Origin of the sequence: Streptomyces sp. x-80, assembly GCF_046549095.1 — a bacterium.
Lineage (GTDB): Bacteria > Actinomycetota > Actinomycetes > Streptomycetales > Streptomycetaceae > Streptomyces > Streptomyces celluloflavus.
On the sequence record NZ_JAJPWM010000004.1, the window covers coordinates 307,267 to 321,529 of the forward strand.

Below are 14,263 nucleotides of genomic sequence, written 5' to 3' on the forward strand. Positions count from 1 at the left end.
GGGACCGGCCGGAGGAGGTGGGGCTGCGGTGGATCCAAGTCGACCTTGCAGTACCGATAGTTCTCCTGTCATCCCCTTCGCACAGCACCTCTGCTGAACCGAGGGCTTCCGTACCCAGTCGCTCAGCGGCGAAACCCGTGAAGTGCCTTTGCGCCGGATGTAGATGACGGAAGAGCGCCTTCGACTCTTTGTTCCGTGTTTTCTGCGAACTGCCGTCAGCACCACCGCACGGAGCGCCGCCCGCTTTGCGGACGTACGGCCGACGACGCCGCGTACGTCCACGTTCCGGGCAGCGCTGCGCCCCACGCTGACGGCCGGCCAGTGAAGGAGCCTGCCTTGTCGGTGATCCGCGACCTGCGCGCCGCCGTCCGCCCGTCCCGGCGCCGCGACGACGCCCCGTACGGCTGCGAGAAGCCCGTCCCGGTCTGCCCGAACAGCGCGATCGTCGACTGCGGTGTCTACCGCGAGGGCCGCCGGGTGAGCCGGCATCTCAGCCCGGCCGAGGCGATGGCGAGCGTCCGGGCCGACGGCGGTTTCGCCTGGATCGGGCTGCACGAGCCGTCCGAGGCCGAATTCGCCGGGATCGCCCAGGAGTTCGGGCTGCATCCGCTCGCCGTCGAGGACGCCGTGCACGCCCATCAGCGGCCCAAGCTGGAGCGGTACGACGACACCCTCTTCACGGTCTTCAAGACCGTCCACTACGTCGAGCACGCCGAACTGACCGCGACCAGCGAGGTCGTGGAGACCGGTGAGGTGATGTGCTTCACCGGCCGGAACTTCATCGTGACCGTGCGGCACGGCGGCCAGGGTTCCCTGCGCGCCCTGCGGCACCGCCTCCAGGACGACCCCGAGCTGCTGGCCAAGGGGCCCTCCGCCGTGCTGCACGCCATCGCCGACCAGGTGGTCGACGGCTATATCGCGGTGGCCGGCGCGGTCCAGGACGATATCGACGAGGTGGAGATCGACGTCTTCAGCTCGGGCTCCGACGGCCGGGGCTCCGCGAAGGGCGGCGACGCCGGGCGGATCTACCAACTCAAGCGTGAGGTACTGGAGTTCAAGCGTGCCGTGTCGCCGCTGCTGCGGCCGATGCAGCTGCTGAGCGAGCGTCCGATGCGGCTGGTGGACGCCGACATCCAGAAGTACTTCCGGGACGTGGCCGACCACCTGGCGCGCGTCAACGAACAGGTGCTGTCCTTCGACGACCTGCTCAACTCCATCCTCCAGGCCAACCTCGCGCAGGCGACCGTCGCGCAGAACGAGGACATGCGCAAGATCACGTCCTGGGCGGCGATCTTCGCCGTGCCGACGATGATCGCCGGGATCTACGGTATGAACTTCAAGTTCATGCCGGAGCTGGAGTGGAAGTACGGCTATCCGGCGGTGCTGCTGGTCACGGTCGCCATCTGCTGCGGTATACACCGCGGTTTCAAGCGCAACGGCTGGCTCTGACGCGACCGGCGGACGGGACCGGCGCGGAGCCGTCCGCACGGGCCGTCCGCACGGGCCCGACGTCCCGGGGCGGCCGGTCCGCCGCCCATTAGGCTGAGCCGTATGACGGAGACGGTGTCACAGGCGTTGCAGGACCGAGCGCTCATCGAGGAGGCCACCAAGAAGTCCGGCCTCATCTGGGTGCGGGGCGCGACGGGCCCGGCGCGGGCGCTGTGGCACCTCTGGCAGGACGGCGCGGTGGTGCTGGTCGGGGACGGCGCGGGCGAGCAGCCGCTGGCGGATCTGGGGCTCGCCGACGGCACGGCCGCCACGGTCACCGTACGGAGCAAGGACAAGGGCGGCCGGCTGGTGGCCTGGCGGGCGCGGGTCGTGGAGCTGGCGCCGGACGGTGCGGCGTGGCGGGCCGCGGTGGACGAGCTGAAGGGCAAGCGGCTCAACGCCCCGGACACGGAGACGCTCACGGAGCGCTGGGCGCGCGAGTGCCGGGTGCTGCGGCTGGAGCCCGTCGGACCGGCCGGGCAGCGGCCGGGCGCCATGCCCCAGGACTCGCACGCCGCGCCACCGCTGCCGTCGCCGGCCCTCACCCGCCGCCCCGTCCCGGCCGCGCTGCCGAAGCTGCTGCGCCGGGGCCGCAAGGGCTGAGGGGCCGCCCCGGCGGCCCGTTGCCGGGCCGGGTCAGCCGCTGCCGGCGATCTGCTTGCCGTAGTCGACGATCTGGTCCTGGGCCGGGGGCTGGAGATCGACGGGCTTGTCCCAGTCGCCGAGGCGGACCTCGCCCGCACCGCCCGCGCGCCGCAGCCGCAGCGGGTACGGCTCGCCCTCCAGGGACACGTCCAGGCTGCCGCCGCCCGCGCCGCCGGTGAGGCGGATGGTGCGGACGCCGTCGAGGGTGCCGCGGTCGCCGGTCGCCGGTGTGCCGTGCGGCCCGAGCAGACTGGCCAGCAGCATCTTCTTGTCCGTGAAGCCGCTGAAGCGCTTGTAGACCGGGTCCGTGGCGGGCACCTTGACGTATTTGCCGCCGAGTTTGGCGGCGGCGGTGCCGCCCGGCGGGGTGGCTTTCTCGCTCTTCTCGCCGGCCCAGAAGTCGGCGTCCGCCTTCAGATAGAGCGCCGCGCCGATCCGCAGCAGCTGGAACGCGGAGTCCTTGGTGGTCAGTTCGCCCCGGGCACCGTCCTTCGCCAGCCGCATGTCGAGCTGGTAGGTGCGGTCCTGGCTGACGACCTTGCCGGAGAGCCGGACCGTACCGGCCTGTTCGGCCGCCGCCCGCGCCTTGGACTCGATCGTCGCGGCCGGCAGTTTGCCCACGCCGTTGGTGCCCGCGTCCGGATCGTCCCCGGCGCAGCCCGCCAGCGCCGCGGCCAGCGCCGCGCACACCGCCCCCGCGAGCGCCGCCCGTCCCGTGCGACGGGAGCCGGTCAGGGGTCGGGGGCCCGTCCCCGAGGGGATTGCAGTCACGTCGGTTCTGCCTCCTGATGCGGATGACCTGGACAGCGGTACGGAGCGTACCCGGGCGGTGCGCGCTTTTCCGCGTCGCGCGTGGCGGCCACCGTACGGCCTCGCTCATCGGGGCGGAGCCGGGCCGGGCGCGTTAGCCTGAACCCGGATCGAGGCCCCATTCCGGGTAAATCGGGAAAAAGGGAGGCACTCTGTATGGCGGTGGCGACTCCCCGGGTCTTCGTCTCCCATCTCTCCGGCGTCGCCGTCTTCGACCCGAACGGCGACCAGGTCGGCCGGGTCCGCGACCTGGTCGCGATGTTGCGGGCCGGCCGGGGCGAGGGCGGCGCGCGGGCGGTGGGCGACCGGCCGCCGCGGCTGCTCGGGCTGGTCGTCGAGGTGGCCGGCCGGCGCCGGATCTTCCTGCCCATGACCCGGGTGACCGGTGTGGAGTCCGGCCAGGTCATCACCACCGGCGTGCTCAACATGCGGCGCTTCGAGCAGCGCGCGTCCGAGACCCTGGTCTTCGGCGAACTGCTCGACCGGCGGGTCCGGCTGATCGAGACCGGTGAGGAGGTCACCGTCCTCGACATCGGCATCACCCAGCTGCCGGCCCGCCGCGACTGGGAGATCGACAAGGTCTTCGTCCGCAAGGGCGGGAAAGGCGCGCTGCGCGACAGGTTTCTGCGCCGCGAGGCGCCTGCCGCGCAGGGTGGCGGCGGGCGGCGGACGGGCGAGGCGCTGACGGTGGAGTGGTCCGCGGTGACCGGATTCTCGCTGGAGGAGCACGGGCAGGGCGCGGAGAGCCTGCTGGCCACCTTCGAGCAGCTGCGCCCGGCCGATCTCGCGGGGGTACTGCACCACCTCTCCCCCAAACGGCGCGCCGAGGTCGCCGCGGCGCTCGCCGACGACCGGCTCGCCGACGTCCTGGAGGAGCTGCCGGACGACGACCAGGTCGAGATCATCGGCAAGCTCCAGGACGAGCGGGCCGCCGACGTCCTGGAGGCGATGGACCCGGACGACGCCGCCGATCTGCTCGCGGAGCTGCCGGAGGAGGCGAAGGAGCGGCTGCTGACCCTGATGCGGCCGGCGGAGGCCGCGGACATGCGGCGGCTGATGTCGTACGAGGAGCGCACGGCGGGCGGTCTGATGACGACCGAGCCGGTCGTGCTGCGGCCGGACGCGACCGTGGCGGACGCGCTGGCGCGGGTCCGGGACCCGGACCTCTCCGCCGCGCTGGCCGCCCAGGTCTACGTCTGCCGGCCGCCGGACCAGACCCCGACCGGCACGTTCCTGGGCCTGGTGCACTTCCAGCGGCTGCTGCGCGACCCGCCGTTCACCCTCGTCAGTTCGCTCGTCGACGCCGATCTGCCGGCCCTGGGGCCGGACACCGCGCTGACCGAGGTGGCCAGCTATCTGGCGACGTACAACATGGTCGCGGCGCCCGTCGTCGACGAGAGCGGATCGCTGCTGGGCGCGGTCACCGTCGACGATGTGCTGGACCATCTGCTGCCGGAGGACTGGCGGGAGACCGAGATGCACGGCGCGGCGGCGGCCGGCCGGGCCCCGCACTTCGAGGAGGGCTGACATGGGCGCCGGGGAGCGGACGGGCGGCCCCGAGCGGTCCCGGGCCCAGGGCGCCTCCGCGGTGCGGCGTGGCGGCCCGGAGCGGCCGCGGGTGCGCCTGGACCAGCCGCGGGTACCGCGCCGTACCTTCCTGCCCGAGTACGACCCGGAGGCGTTCGGGCGGCTGTCGGAGAAGATCGCCCGCTTCCTGGGGACCGGCCGGTTCATCGTCTGGATGACGGTCATCGTGATCGTGTGGATCGGCTGGAACGTGACCGTGCCGGGCCGGCTGCGGTTCGACGAGTACCCGTTCATCTTCCTGACGCTGGCGCTCTCGCTCCAGGCGTCGTACGCGGCGCCGCTGATCCTGCTGGCGCAGAACCGGCAGGCCGACCGCGACCGGGTCACCCACGAGCAGGACCGCAAGCAGAACGAGCGCTCCATCGCCGACACCGAGTACCTGACCCGGGAGATCGCGGCGCTGCGGCTGGGCCTGGGCGAGGTCGCCACCCGCGACTGGATCCGCTCCGAGCTCGAAGATCTGCTGAGGGATCTGGAACTGCGTCGGATGATCGACGCGGAGAGTGATGAACGCGACCGGTGAGAGTCCTTTCCGGAGGCCCCCACCGGCGCCGTACCATCAGGGCATGGCTACCGAATCACCCACAGGCCCCGCGCCGGCCGAGGAAGCGGTACGCGCCGCCCTCGCGACGGTGAACGACCCCGAGATCCACCGGCCCATCACCGACTTGGGGATGGTCAAATCGGTGGAGATCGCGGCGGACGGGGCGGTCGCGGTGACGGTCTATCTGACCGTTTCCGGATGCCCGATGCGGGAGACCATCACCGCCGGCGTGCGCACGGCCGTGGAGCGCGTCGCGGGCGTCACGGGCGTCACCGTCGAGCTGGAGGTGATGAGCGACGAGCAGCGGCGCGAGCTGGCGACGTCGCTGCGCGGCGGCACCGCCGAGCGCGAGGTGCCGTTCGCCCGGCCCGGTTCGCTGACCCGGGTCTACGCCGTCGCCTCCGGCAAGGGCGGCGTCGGCAAGTCGTCGGTCACGGTCAACCTCGCGGCGGCGATGGCGGCGGACGGTCTGAAGGTCGGCGTGGTGGACGCCGACATCTACGGCCACTCGGTGCCGCGCATGCTGGGCGCGGACGGCAAGCCCACCCAGGTCGAGAACATGATCATGCCGCCGTCGGCGCACGGCGTGAAGGTCATCTCCATCGGCATGTTCACCCCCGGCAACGCGCCCGTCGTCTGGCGCGGCCCGATGCTGCACCGCGCGCTCCAGCAGTTCCTGGCCGACGTCTACTGGGGCGACCTCGACGTCCTCCTCCTCGACCTGCCCCCGGGCACCGGCGATATCGCGATCTCGGTGGCCCAGCTGGTGCCGAACGCCGAGATCCTGGTGGTCACCACCCCGCAGCAGGCGGCCGCCGAGGTCGCCGAGCGGGCCGGTTCGATCGCCGTGCAGACCCACCAGAAGATCGTCGGCGTGGTGGAGAACATGGCCGGGCTGCCCTGCCCGCACTGCGACGAGATGGTCCATGTCTTCGGCACCGGCGGCGGCGAGCGGGTCGCCGAGGGGCTGACGAAGACGACCGGCACCCAGGTGCCGGTGCTCGGCTCGATCCCGATCGACGTCCGGCTGCGCGAGGGCGGCGACGAGGGCAAGCCGGTCGTGCTGAGCGATCCCGACTCCCCCGCCGGTTCGGCGATCCGCACCATCGCGGACAAGCTGAGCGGCCGCGCGCGCGGTCTGTCGGGCATGTCGCTGGGGATCACCCCGCGCAACAAGTTCTGAACGCCGGGGGCCGGGCGGCCGGCTCCCGTACGACGCGGAGGGGCGGGACCGGGGTACCGGTCCCGCCCCTCGTCCGTGCCCCGCCGCCGTTCAGCCCTCGTACGCCGCCAGGTCCTTGACTATCGAGAAGGCCAGGCCGTAGGCGCTCATCCCGCGCCCGTACGCGCCGATGTGCACGCCCTCGGGGTCCCCGTCCGCCGAGCCGGCCAGCACCCAGCCGTACTCGGACTCGCGGTAGCGGAACGCCGTCGGAGCGCCGTCCACCGGCAGTATCAGCTCGCTCCAGCCCTCGCCGTCGAGTTCGTCGGCCAGCTCCCAGGCGATCATCGTCTGCTGGTCGAGCCAGTCCTGACGCAGCGACCGGTCCATCTGGGAGGGCCAGGTGTGCGCGAGCAGCCCGGCCCCGGCGAGCCAGGCGGCCGTCGAGACCGAGGTGGCCTCCAGAAAGCCGGTGTCGTCCGTGCTGGGCCGTACGGGGCGGCTGGCGACCGTCACCACGACCGCGAACCGGTGGGTCTCCTTGGCGGTCTCCACCCGTATGGTGGGCTCCTCGCCATGGCCGGTGGCGCCGTGTTCGACGGTGCCGTCCGCGGCCGCGCCGACCCGCATCAGCCAGCGCGGCCCGGTGTACGCCTCATCGAGGCCGTACCACGGGAACGCGGCCAGCAGATAGCCGTCGACCTTCCGGCCGTCGTCGGCGGGCGCCGTTTCCGACTCTGCCCGACTCGTCGTCTCCATCTGCGCGGAGCCTCCTTGTTGCCCTGCGTCGTGGGCGGCCCGCCCCCCTCGGGCGACCTCACCCCGGACACCGGGAGCATAGCCATAGGGGTCGGCGCAGCCGGGCAACCGGCGGGATATCAGGTGGCGTCGGAGTCGAACGGCGGACGCTCGCCGGGCGCCAGGCCGCCGGTCTTCTTGACCAGGTCGGGGCCACCGGAGGCGGCCGGGGGCTCCTTCGACAGATTCAGGCGGGAGCCGCTCCCGGAGGCGGCGGACGAGACCGGCGCGGCCGGGTCGGACGGTGCGCTCTCCCGGCCGTGCACGACGTCCGTGAGCTCGGACATCTCCTGCTTGAAGTCGAATCCGTTACGGATCTCCTGGAGCTCCTTGAGGCCGTACTCGTCCTTCTCCAGGACGTGCTTGCGGACGAAGTTCTTGGGCTTGAGGTCCTCGAACTCGAAGTCCTTGAAGTCCGGCCCCAGCTCGCTGCGGATGTCCTCCTTGGCGCTGTCGGAGAACGCCCGCACCTTGCGGATGAAGCTCGTCACGTCCTGGATGACCTTGGGGAGCTTGTCCGGGCCGAAGATGAGCACCGCAAGGACGATGATCGCCACCAGTTCGAGGGGTCCTATGTCGAAGAACACCTTGCAGCTCCTTGGGGTATCACGGCCTTCGGTGGCCTTCCGGGCCAGGCCGGCTATCACGGTACCTGGCCCGGTGCGTCGGGCGGGAGTCACCCGCGCCAACACCGTGCAAACGATCAGCCGGTGGCGGACGAGCCAAGGGTGAGTTCGACGGTCTGTTCCTTGCCCCCGCGCTGGAGGGTCAGGGTCAGCGTGTCGCCCGGCCGGTGGCTGCGGACCTTGACGATCAGCTCCTCACCGCTGTGCACCGGCGCGCCGTCCACCTTGGTGATCACATCGCCCGCCCGGATCCCGGCCTTCGCGCCCGGACCGCCGGGGGTGACCGGCGGCGTGTCGTCCGTGCTCTGCGGGCCGACCCGCGCGCCGTCACCGTCGTACTCCATCTCCAGCGTGACGCCGATGACCGGATGCGTCGCCCGGCCGGTGTTGATCAGCTCCTCGGCCACCCGCTTGGCCTGGTTGATCGGTATGGCGAAGCCCAGGCCGATGCTGCCGCCCTGGCCCCCGCGGCTGCCATCGTCCAGACCGCCGCCGGTGTCGGCCGCGCGGATCGCGCTGTTGATGCCGATCACCCGCGCCTTGGCGTCCACCAGCGGGCCGCCGGAGTTGCCCGGATTGATGGGCGCGTCCGTCTGCAACGCGTCCACGTACGACACCTCGCCGCCGTCGCCCTTCTCACCGCCCGCGGTGATCGGGCGCTGCTTGGCGCTGATGATGCCGGCGGTGACGGTGTTGGCGAGGTCGTACGGCGCGCCGATCGCCACGACCGGGTCGCCGACCCGCACCGAGTCGGAGTTGCCGAGGGCGAGCGGGCGCAGTCCGGTGACGCCCTGGACCTGGACGACGGCGAGGTCGTAGCCGCCGTCCTTGCCGATGACCTTGGCCTTGGCGGTCTGGCCGTCGCTGAACGTCACCGATATCCGGCCGTCGGTGCCGGCCGGTTCGACGACGTGGTTGTTGGTGAGGATGTGCCCCTGCCGGTCGAGGACGAAGCCGGTGCCCGTGCCCTGTTCCGCGTTGCCGCGTACGTGGATGGTCACCACGCTCGGCAGCGCGGTCTGCGCGATCCCGGCGACGCTCTCGGGGTTGCGGCCCCCCTGCTCCCCGCCGGCCTGCGGGAGCTTGATGTCGTGGAAACCGCCGTTGCGCTCGACGTAGGCGCCGATACCGCCGCCGACGCCGCCCGCGAGCAGCGCCAGCGCCAGCGCGCCGACCGCCAGCGGTCCCCGCCGACCACGCCGGACGGCCGGCGGCGGCATACCCGGACCGCCGTGCAACGGCACGCTCCAGGGGTCGTACTGCTGCCAGGCGTCGCGCGGGGGGAGGGGCGCGGTGCCGGGTCCGGGGGCGTTCCCGTGGGCGTGCCCGGACAGGGGGACGGGTCCGGGGCCGTGGTCGAGTGCCGGTCCGTGCGGATGTCCTGCTGCCTGACCGTGGGCGTACGGGTGCCCGTAGCCGGACGTGCCGGACTGCGGCTGCGGCTGCGGCTGCGGCTGCGGCTGCGGCTGCGGCTGCGTGGCGAACGGGCCGGTGGCTGGGTGGTGGACGGGAGCCGGCTGGGGCTGGTGTGGTGACTGGGGCTGGGTCTGGGTCTGGGGCTGGGGCTGGGACTGCTCGGGCGGCAGGGGGTGGCCGCCACCGGTCCGCTCCCGCTCGACCGCCGCCCGCGCCCCGGCGGACCGGGGCCCGCCGTCACCGGGCCGCGGCACGAACCCGCCGTCGGGCACCCGCTCCGACCCCCCGACCGCCCCCGCCATGGCCTCCTGGCCGGTGGGCGGTGCGGCGGTGGGCGCCGATACCGCGGTGGGCGTTACGACGGTGGGCAGTACGGCAGTGGTCTGGTCGGGTGCGGACTTCCGCAGGTCCGGCCGGTGTGGTTCGGGCTGGTGCGGTTCGGGCTGGTGAGCTCCCGACTGGTGCGGTTCCGGCTGCGGGGAGCCGGAGCCGTCGGCCGGGCGGGGCCGCTCCACGCTGGCCGCCCCGGCCGGGTACGCGTCGGCCGCCCCGGCCGGGTGGCGGGGGTCGTCGACGGGCGCGGACTTCCGCAGGTCCGGCCGGTGTGGTTCGGGCTGGTGCGGTTCGGGCTGGTGCGATTCGAGCTGGTGAGCTCCCGACTGGTGCGGTTCCGGCTGCGGGGGGCCGGAGCCGTCGGCCGGGCGGGGCCGCTCCACGCTGGCCGCCCCGACCGAGTACGCATCAGCCGTCCCGGCCTGGTGGCGGGGGTCGTCGACGGGCTCGGACTTCCGCAGGTCCGGCCGGTGTGGTTCGGGCTGGTGCGGTTCGGGCTGGTGTGCTCCCGACTGGTGCGGTTCCGGCTGCGGGGAGCCGGAACCGTCGGCCGGGCGGAGCCGCTCCACACTGGCCGCCCCGGCCGGGTACGCCTCGGCCGCTCCGGCCTGGTGGCGGGGGTCGTCGACGGGCGCGGCCGGTGAACGGCCGTCGCCCGCCGTCCCGGGGGCGGCCATCGGCTGTGCGGGCGGTACGGATATCCCGGCGCCGCCCGGGTGGGGCGCGCCGGGCATCGGGGCCTGCGGCGGCAGGGCGCCCGGTGCGGCCGGGGCCGGCGCGCCGTACGCGGGCAGCGGCCCGGCGGGCGGCGGCGGTACGGCGCCCCGGGCTGCGGGCAGCACCGGACGCTGCACCGGCGGCGCGGGTGCCCACGGCCCGGGACCGCCGTACGGAGGCGTGCCGTACGGGTCCTCCGGATGGAGCGGCCGCTGCCGGGGTGCCGTGCCGTCTGCCTCGGCCGCGGCGGCCGCGCCCACCGGCATCTCGGCCCGGGTTTCGCCCACCGTCTCGTCCCGCGCACCGGCGGGCGCCTGGCCGGGCGTCACCGTCGACCCGGCGGGAGTACGGGCATCGTCGGTCGACGACACGGCGGGAGGTACCGCACGGCCGGCCGTCGGCATGGCGGGAGAAACAGCATGGTCAGCCGTCGGCACGGTGGGAGGAAGGGCACCGTCAGCCGTCGGCGCCCCGGCCCGCGTCTCCGTCGGCGGCTCGGTCGGCACCGTCGGCGCGGCGGCCGTGCCGGGCGCACCGGCGGCGGGCGGCCGGGCGCCCGCGCCAGGTATGTCCTGGGTACCGGCACTCTCCGCGCTGCCCGTGCCGTCCGGCCGCTCCGCTGTACCGGCGCCCCGGTCCACCGGCGCCGGGCCGGCTGCCGGGGTGTCGGCGGGGGGAAGCGGGGTGTGCGGCCCCGCCTCGGCGGACGGTTCTGTGCCCGGGGTGCGTCCCGGGCGGCTCCACCACTTCAGCTTCGGCCCGGCGGCCCTACCGTCGTCCATGCTCTCCCCACTTCGCCCGCCTCAGACGGGCCACCGCCACCTCGCGGCCCGCGCCCCGGCAGGGGTGCGCCGCCCGACAGCGATTCAACCAGTTCCGGGCGGGGGCGCGCAGGGCCCGGTCAGTGCTGGGCGGGGGTCTCGCCGGAGGTGGTGGGGGTCGCGGAGGTGATCAGCGGCCGCAGGGGCTCCAGGGGCGGGTGCGGGCGCGGGGCGTCGCGGAGGAGGTTCCGGATGGCCTCGGCGGCGGCCGGTGTGAGGTGGTACGGCGTCGCCGTGGCGGCGGCCACTGTCGACGGCGACAGCCCGAACCGGCCGGCCGGATCGAGGGCCGGTACGGAGCGCGGCGGGGTGGCCGTGACAGGACCGGACAGGCCCATCGGGCTGGGGGCCGGAGCCGCGGTCGGGGCACCGGCCGACGGCCGGGGCCAGGAGTTCCCGACCGCGAGGAAGTCGTCGCCGCGCACCGGCGAACCGTCCCCCTCCGGGGAAGCGCTGAGCGGGGTGGCGGCCGTGCCGGTGCCTTCCACCCGTCCGCTGGGCGATTCGACGGCCGCCTCCAGCGGGAGGGCACCGCCGAGCGCGAACGCCGCGAGCGAGACCGCGCCGGCCGCCGCGAAGGCGAACCGGCGCCGCTGCGGTGCGGGCCGCTCGGCCTGGTGGACGCGGAAGCCGCGCGCGCGGGGCTGTGGCGGGACACCGCCCATCGTGTGCCGGCCGGTCCCGGAGGGGACATAGCCGAACGAGCCGCCGCCGGAGACGAAGTCGCCGGGGCCGAGCCCGCCGCTGCCGAGCCGGCTGCCGGGGCCGTTCGCATCGCCGCCGGGCAGCTGCTGGAGGCGCGCCAGCAGCCCTTCGGAGGGGCCGGGGGGCGCCATCTCGGCGAAGACACTCTTCAGCCGGCGCTGGGCATCGGCCTCCGCCTTGCACTTTCCGCACGTCGCGAGATGCGCGAGCACCCGCTCGCGCGCGTCATGGCCCAACTCGCCGTCGACCAGGGCCGCGAGGCGGTCGCCGAGATGCTGCTCGGCGGGGGACGGACCGCCTGTACCGCTCACGCGATTCCGACCTCCCCCGTAGACACCACGGCCAGCGCCCGCTGCTGCTCGCGCTCTTCGGCGCGCGCCGCCGGGGAGCGGTGCTTGAGCGCCTTGCGCAGGTGGGAGCGGCCGCGGTGGATCCGGCTGCGGACCGTGCCGAGCTTGACGCCCAGGGTCGCGGCGATCTCTTCGTACGACAGGCCCTCGATGTCGCAGAGGACCACGGCGGCGCGGAACTCGGGCGCGAGGGTGTCCAGCGCCTGCTGGACATCGGCGTCGAAGTGGGTGTCGTTGAAGTGCTGCTGGGGAGAGGGCTCGCGGCTGGGGAGCCGCTCGGCCGCGTCGTCACCGAGCGCGTCGAAGCGGATGCGCTGCCGGCGGCGGACCATGTCCAGGAAGAGGTTGGTCGTGATGCGGTGCAGCCAGCCCTCGAAGGTGCCCGGGGTGTACGTCGACAGCGAGCGGAAGACGCGGACGAACACTTCCTGCGTGAGATCCTCGGCGTCGTGCTGATTGCCGGTGAGGCGGTAGGCGAGGCGGTAGACCCGTGCACTGTGGGTGCTGACGATCTCCTCCCAGCTGGGCGGAGTCCACGCCTGGGGATCCGCGTCTGTGGCGAAGGTCGCAGTGGGCGCGGAGTCGGCGGCGGTGGCCCCGCCCCGGCCCTTGAGGCTCTGGGGACGGATACGGTCAGCGGTGTTGGTCACGGATTTCGGCTCGGCGAACGACCTTCGCAAGCGCCTCGGCACCCTTGGGTCACCCGCCGCAGCCGCACCTCCCCTGGTGGCTCTGGTGGTGTCCAGTAGAGCCCCTACCATATCCACCTCGCCCGTTAGCTCCGGATAAGCAGATTTGACCTTCATTTGGTCCTGCTTCTGGCGTTGTACCGCGCGTCGCTCGGTCTTCATCAGCACATCCCCCCTGCCCTCTGTGAACGCCCGGTCCCATCTGCGGGTTCCCGCACACAGCGGATACAGTCACGGTTGCGTCAACTACGGGGACAGGAGAAGGCCATTACCGGCAACCGGCAGACGAGCTTGGCTTTTGCCGAGGCGTACGGCGCCGGGACCATCGACGGCACCGCCGACGCCGCGTTGCGCTGGTCCCGTGACCGCGCGCGGGAGGCGGGCATCCGTACGGTGTCGACCGGCACCGGCGCGGCCCTGCGCCTGCTCGCCGCCACCGCGGACGCCAAAGCGGTCGCCGAGATCGGCACCGGCACGGGCGTGTCGGGCATCTACCTCCTGCACGGCATGCGCCCGGACGGTGTGCTGACCACCGTCGATCTCGAACCGGAGCGGCAGACCTTCGCCAAGCAGGCGTTCCGCGCGGCGGGCTTCGCCGGCAACCGCGCGCGCTTCATCCCGGGCCGCGCCCTGGACGTACTGCCCCGTCTCGCGGACGGCGGTTACGACCTCGTCTTCTGCGACGGCGATCTGACGGAATGCCTGGACTATCTGGCCGAATCGCTGCGGCTGCTGCGCCCCGGCGGGCTGGTCTGCTTCGAGGGCGTCTTCGCGGACGGCCGTACGGTCGACGCCGCGGAGCAGCCCACCGAGGTGCTCCGGCTGCGCGAACTGCTGCGGGCCGTCCGGGAGAGCACGGCGCTGGTGCCGTCGCTGCTGCCGGTCGGCGACGGGCTGCTCTGCGCGGTCAAGCGCGGCTGACCCCCCGCCCCGTCCCGCCTGGTCCCACCCCGCCCAGCGCCGTCCCTCCGTACCCCGCGCCGTCCCGTCGGTGCCCCGCCGGATGCGCCGGGACAACGAAGCGGCTCCGGCACACGGCGCGCAGTGTCTGCGCGCCGCCTGCCGGAGCCGGGGTATTCGGCTGGGAGTACCAGGGGTCAGCCCCCGGGGAACCGCAGCGGTTGTTCCGCCCTTGTCAGACGGTGACCTTTTCCAGGGCCTCGCCCAGGGCCTTGGCCTCGTCGGGTGTCAGCTCGACGACGAGTCGCCCGCCGCCCTCGAGCGGAACACGCATGACGATGCCCCGCCCCTCCTTGGTCACCTCGAGCGGGCCGTCGCCCGTCCGCGGCTTCATGGCCGCCATGCTCGTTCCCCTTCCTGAAACCAGCTCATCGCAGCCGACAACCCACGTGTCACCGGCATCGAACACATTGCTTCCAAGCCATTATCCCGCATCGAACGACCCGATGACCAACATCGGACAGCATCCCTTCGGCAACGCGCTCTCTCAAAACCACTCAATTCGGGGAGCGGGCTGCGATACTGCGCCACTCTCCGCCGCCCGGCCCGCCCTCATTCTTTGACGTACGTCACATGCCGGTGGCCGGTGATCTCCGGCATTCTGAGCGCTGA

13 protein-coding genes are annotated in these 14,263 nt (G+C 73.3%); 6 read left to right on the forward strand and 7 right to left on the reverse strand.

The window, feature by feature from the left end; translation table 11 throughout:
- Positions 1 to 336: 336 nt before the first annotated feature.
- Both ACLJWH_RS09460 and ACLJWH_RS09465 read left to right on the forward strand, forming a co-directional pair.
- Positions 337 to 1,449: a magnesium and cobalt transport protein CorA gene (locus ACLJWH_RS09460; protein WP_411141140.1), complete on the forward strand. Its 1,113-nt coding sequence runs from the start codon at positions 337 to 339 to the stop codon at positions 1,447 to 1,449.
- Between the two features lie 102 nt (positions 1,450 to 1,551).
- Complete coding sequence (locus ACLJWH_RS09465) at positions 1,552 to 2,091, forward strand: hypothetical protein (protein WP_411141141.1); 540 nt, start codon at positions 1,552 to 1,554, stop codon at positions 2,089 to 2,091.
- A 33-nt stretch (positions 2,092 to 2,124) separates the two neighbouring features.
- On the opposite strand, the gene ACLJWH_RS09470 is transcribed toward ACLJWH_RS09465, so the two are convergent.
- On the reverse strand, positions 2,125 to 2,904 hold the full coding sequence (locus ACLJWH_RS09470) for a hypothetical protein (protein ID WP_411141142.1): 780 nt from the start codon (positions 2,902 to 2,904) through the stop codon (positions 2,125 to 2,127).
- Positions 2,905 to 3,099: 195 nt separating this feature from the next.
- On the opposite strand from ACLJWH_RS09470, the gene ACLJWH_RS09475 reads away from it, so the two are divergent.
- From ACLJWH_RS09475 to ACLJWH_RS09485, 3 genes are read left to right on the forward strand one after another with little or no spacing between them, the layout of a single operon-like run.
- Positions 3,100 to 4,470: a magnesium transporter MgtE N-terminal domain-containing protein gene (locus tag ACLJWH_RS09475; RefSeq protein WP_411141143.1), complete on the forward strand. Its 1,371-nt coding sequence runs from the start codon at positions 3,100 to 3,102 to the stop codon at positions 4,468 to 4,470.
- Position 4,471: 1 nt separating this feature from the next.
- Positions 4,472 to 5,053 (forward strand): DUF1003 domain-containing protein, encoded by a 582-nt coding sequence (locus ACLJWH_RS09480; RefSeq protein ID WP_411141144.1) that lies wholly within the window; start codon positions 4,472 to 4,474, stop codon positions 5,051 to 5,053.
- 43 nt (positions 5,054 to 5,096) lie between these two features.
- Positions 5,097 to 6,257, forward strand: a complete 1,161-nt coding sequence (locus ACLJWH_RS09485; RefSeq protein ID WP_411141145.1) for an Mrp/NBP35 family ATP-binding protein — start codon at positions 5,097 to 5,099, stop codon at positions 6,255 to 6,257.
- A 90-nt stretch (positions 6,258 to 6,347) separates the two neighbouring features.
- Here ACLJWH_RS09485 and ACLJWH_RS09490 read toward each other — a convergent pair whose 3' ends face one another.
- From ACLJWH_RS09490 to sigE, 5 genes are all read right to left on the reverse strand, one after another.
- Positions 6,348 to 6,995, reverse strand: coding sequence for a hypothetical protein (locus tag ACLJWH_RS09490; protein WP_411141146.1), 648 nt, complete (start codon positions 6,993 to 6,995; stop codon positions 6,348 to 6,350).
- A gap of 119 nt (positions 6,996 to 7,114) precedes the next feature.
- Positions 7,115 to 7,621 (reverse strand): sec-independent translocase, encoded by a 507-nt coding sequence (locus ACLJWH_RS09495; RefSeq protein WP_411141147.1) that lies wholly within the window; start codon positions 7,619 to 7,621, stop codon positions 7,115 to 7,117.
- A 116-nt stretch (positions 7,622 to 7,737) separates the two neighbouring features.
- Positions 7,738 to 10,497 (reverse strand): trypsin-like peptidase domain-containing protein, encoded by a 2,760-nt coding sequence (locus ACLJWH_RS09500; RefSeq protein WP_411141148.1) that lies wholly within the window; start codon positions 10,495 to 10,497, stop codon positions 7,738 to 7,740.
- A 530-nt stretch (positions 10,498 to 11,027) separates the two neighbouring features.
- Entirely contained in the window at positions 11,028 to 11,963 is a 936-nt protein-coding gene (locus tag ACLJWH_RS09505) for a zf-HC2 domain-containing protein (protein ID WP_411141149.1), read from the reverse strand.
- Positions 11,960 to 12,652 (reverse strand): RNA polymerase sigma factor SigE, encoded by a 693-nt coding sequence (gene sigE / locus ACLJWH_RS09510; RefSeq protein ID WP_411141150.1) that lies wholly within the window; start codon positions 12,650 to 12,652, stop codon positions 11,960 to 11,962. Before sigE ends, ACLJWH_RS09505 begins: the two co-directional genes overlap by 4 nt.
- 276 nt (positions 12,653 to 12,928) lie before the next feature.
- On the opposite strand from sigE, the gene ACLJWH_RS09515 reads away from it, so the two are divergent.
- Entirely contained in the window at positions 12,929 to 13,612 is a 684-nt protein-coding gene (locus ACLJWH_RS09515; protein ID WP_411141151.1) for an O-methyltransferase, read from the forward strand.
- A gap of 214 nt (positions 13,613 to 13,826) precedes the next feature.
- Here the strand turns inward: ACLJWH_RS09515 and ACLJWH_RS09520 are convergent, their stop codons facing one another.
- Entirely contained in the window at positions 13,827 to 13,994 is a 168-nt protein-coding gene (locus ACLJWH_RS09520; protein WP_003985072.1) for a DUF3117 domain-containing protein, read from the reverse strand.
- Positions 13,995 to 14,263: the final 269 nt, after the last annotated feature.

Excerpts from the sequence above, each read along its gene's own strand:
- ACLJWH_RS09485 (WP_411141145.1), top strand. The coding sequence starts at position 5,097 with ATGGCTACCGAATCACCCACAGGCCCCGCGCCGGCCGAGGAAGCGGTA.
- ACLJWH_RS09520 (WP_003985072.1), bottom strand. The coding sequence starts at position 13,994 with ATGGCGGCCATGAAGCCGCGGACGGGCGACGGCCCGCTCGAGGTGACC.
- ACLJWH_RS09475 (WP_411141143.1), top strand. The coding sequence starts at position 3,100 with ATGGCGGTGGCGACTCCCCGGGTCTTCGTCTCCCATCTCTCCGGCGTC.
- ACLJWH_RS09480 (WP_411141144.1), top strand. The coding sequence starts at position 4,472 with ATGGGCGCCGGGGAGCGGACGGGCGGCCCCGAGCGGTCCCGGGCCCAG.
- ACLJWH_RS09490 (WP_411141146.1), bottom strand. The coding sequence starts at position 6,995 with ATGGAGACGACGAGTCGGGCAGAGTCGGAAACGGCGCCCGCCGACGAC.
- ACLJWH_RS09465 (WP_411141141.1), top strand. The coding sequence starts at position 1,552 with ATGACGGAGACGGTGTCACAGGCGTTGCAGGACCGAGCGCTCATCGAG.